This is a genomic window from Carnobacterium sp. GW821-FHT04C06 (assembly GCF_059420345.1).
In genome coordinates this window covers 1-3092 of the sequence record NZ_JBWKTN010000011.1, presented here as the reverse complement: position 1 = coordinate 3092, position 3092 = coordinate 1, and the positions used below count along the sequence as shown (strand labels likewise).

The following is a 3092-nucleotide window of genomic DNA, read 5'->3' as shown; positions in this document are numbered from 1 at the left end:
TTTTTGATTCATGTGTTCCACCATTTATTTGGTTAAGTCCTCGACCGATTAGTATTGGTCCGCTCCATACATCGCTGTACTTCCACTTCCAACCTATCTACCTGATCATCTCTCAGGGGTCTTACTTGCCGAAGCAATGGGAAATCTCATCTCGAGGGGGGCTTCACGCTTAGATGCTTTCAGCGTTTATCCCTTCCACACATAGCTACCCAGCGATGCTCTTGGCAGAACAACTGGTACACCAGCGGTGTGTCCATCCCGGTCCTCTCGTACTAAGGACAGCTCCTCTCAAATTTCCTACGCCCGCGACGGATAGGGACCGAACTGTCTCACGACGTTCTGAACCCAGCTCGCGTACCGCTTTAATGGGCGAACAGCCCAACCCTTGGGACCGACTACAGCCCCAGGATGCGATGAGCCGACATCGAGGTGCCAAACCTCCCCGTCGATGTGGACTCTTGGGGGAGATAAGCCTGTTATCCCCAGGGTAGCTTTTATCCGTTGAGCGATGGCCCTTCCATGCGGAACCACCGGATCACTAAGCCCGACTTTCGTCCCTGCTCGACTTGTAGGTCTCGCAGTCAAGCTCCCTTCTGCCTTTACACTCTACGAATGATTTCCAACCATTCTGAGGGAACCTTTGGGCGCCTCCGTTACTCTTTAGGAGGCGACCGCCCCAGTCAAACTGCCCGTCTGACACTGTCTCCCACCACGATTAGTGGTGAGGGTTAGAGTGGTCATACAGCAAGGGTAGTATCCCACCAATGCCTCCACCGAGACTGGCGTCCCGGCTTCTATGGCTCCTACCTATCCTGTACAAGCTGTACAAACACTCAATATCAAACTGCAGTAAAGCTCCATGGGGTCTTTCCGTCCTGTCGCGGGTAACCTGCATCTTCACAGGTACTATAATTTCACCGAGTCTCTCGTTGAGACAGTGCCCAGATCGTTACGCCTTTCGTGCGGGTCGGAACTTACCCGACAAGGAATTTCGCTACCTTAGGACCGTTATAGTTACGGCCGCCGTTTACTGGGGCTTCAATTCTGAGCTTCGCCGAAGCTAACCCATCCTCTTAACCTTCCAGCACCGGGCAGGCGTCAGCCCCTATACGTCATCTTACGATTTTGCAGAGACCTGTGTTTTTGATAAACAGTCGCCTGGGCCTATTCACTGCGGCTGACCAATTGGTCAGCACCCCTTCTCCCGAAGTTACGGGGTCATTTTGCCGAGTTCCTTAACGAGAGTTCTCTCGCACACCTTAGGATACTCTCCTCGACTACCTGTGTCGGTTTGCGGTACGGGCAGATTGTTTCTAACTAGAAGCTTTTCTTGGCAGTGTGACATCAGGAACTTCGGTACTATTAGTTCCCTCCCCATCACAACTTGTCCTTATAGTAGCAAGCATTTAACTCACTTCAAGACTTATTGCTTAGACGCGCATATCCAACAGCGCGCATTCCTTAGCCTACTGCGTCCCTCCATTGTTCAAACAAAACAAACTGGTACAGGAATATCAACCTGTTGTCCATCGCCTACGCCTATCGGCCTCGGCTTAGGTCCCGACTAACCCTGGGAGGACGAGCCTTCCCCAGGAAACCTTAGTCATACGGTGGACGGGATTCTCACCCGTCTTTCGCTACTCATACCGGCATTCTCACTTCTAAGCGCTCCACTAGTCCTCACGATCTAGCTTCAACGCCCTTAGAACGCTCTCCTACCATAGAACCCTAAGGTTCTATCCACAGCTTCGGTGTACTGTTTAGCCCCGGTAAATTTTCGGCGCAGGGTCACTCGACTAGTGAGCTATTACGCACTCTTTAAATGATGGCTGCTTCTGAGCCAACATCCTAGTTGTCTAAGCAACCCCACATCCTTTTCCACTTAACAGTAACTTTGGGACCTTAGCTGGTGGTCTGGGCTGTTTCCCTTTCGACTACGGATCTTATCACTCGCAGTCTGACTCCCGGATATAAATCAATGGCATTCGGAGTTTATCTGAATTCGGTAACCCTAGAAGGGCCCCTAGTCCAAACAGTGGCTCTACCTCCATGATTCTTAATTCCGAGGCTAGCCCTAAAGCTATTTCGGAGAGAACCAGCTATCTCCAAGTTCGATTGGAATTTCTCCGCTACCCACACCTCATCCCCGCATTTTTCAACATACGTGGGTTCGGTCCTCCAGTGCGTATTACCGCACCTTCAACCTGGACATGGGTAGGTCACTTGGTTTCGGGTCTACGACCACATACTCATTCGCCCTATTCAGACTCGCTTTCGCTGCGGCTCCGTCTTATCAACTTAACCTCGCATGTAATCGTAACTCGCCGGTTCATTCTACAAAAGGCACGCTATCACCCATTAACGGGCTCTAACTATTTGTAAGCACACGGTTTCAGGTACTCTTTCACTCCCCTTCCGGGGTTCTTTTCACCTTTCCCTCACGGTACTGGTTCACTATCGGTCACTAGGGAGTATTTAGCCTTGCGGGATGGTCCCCGCGGATTCCGACGGAATTTCTCGTGTTCCGCCGTACTCAGGATACACAACAGAGTGAACTTTGTTTCAAATACGGGGCTTTTACCCTCTTCGGCGGACCTTTCCAAGTCGCTTCTTCTACAAAATTCATTTATGACTCTTAATGTCGTGTCCTACAACCCCAAAGAGCAAGCTCTTTGGTTTGGGCTCTTCCCGTTTCGCTCGCCGCTACTCAGGGAATCGAATTTTCTTTCTCTTCCTGCAGGTACTTAGATGTTTCAGTTCTCTGCGTCTACCTCTACTAACCTATGTATTCAGTTAGTAGTAACATCCTATAAAAGATGCTGGGTTCCCCCATTCGGAAATCTTTGGATCAAAGCTTACTTACAGCTCCCCAAAGCATATCGGAGTTAGTCCCGTCCTTCTTCGGCTCCTAGTGCCAAGGCATCCACCGTGCGCCCTTATTAACTTAACCTATTTTGATTACTCAAAATTGTCGTTAATACGTTTTATCTTACGATAAGAACGTTAAAAAACTCATTTAAAACGCGGTGTATACATTGTTTCTTTTTTCATAAATTGCTTTCTTACAATATCCAGTTTTCAAAGAACAAATT

The 3092-nt window shown here is 49.3% G+C and carries 1 rRNA gene; it reads right to left on the bottom strand.

The features are described 5' to 3' along the window. Window positions 1–28: 28 nt before the first annotated feature. A 23S ribosomal RNA gene (locus AC07SW_RS13275) occupies window positions 29–2950 on the bottom strand. Window positions 2951–3092: the final 142 nt, after the last annotated feature.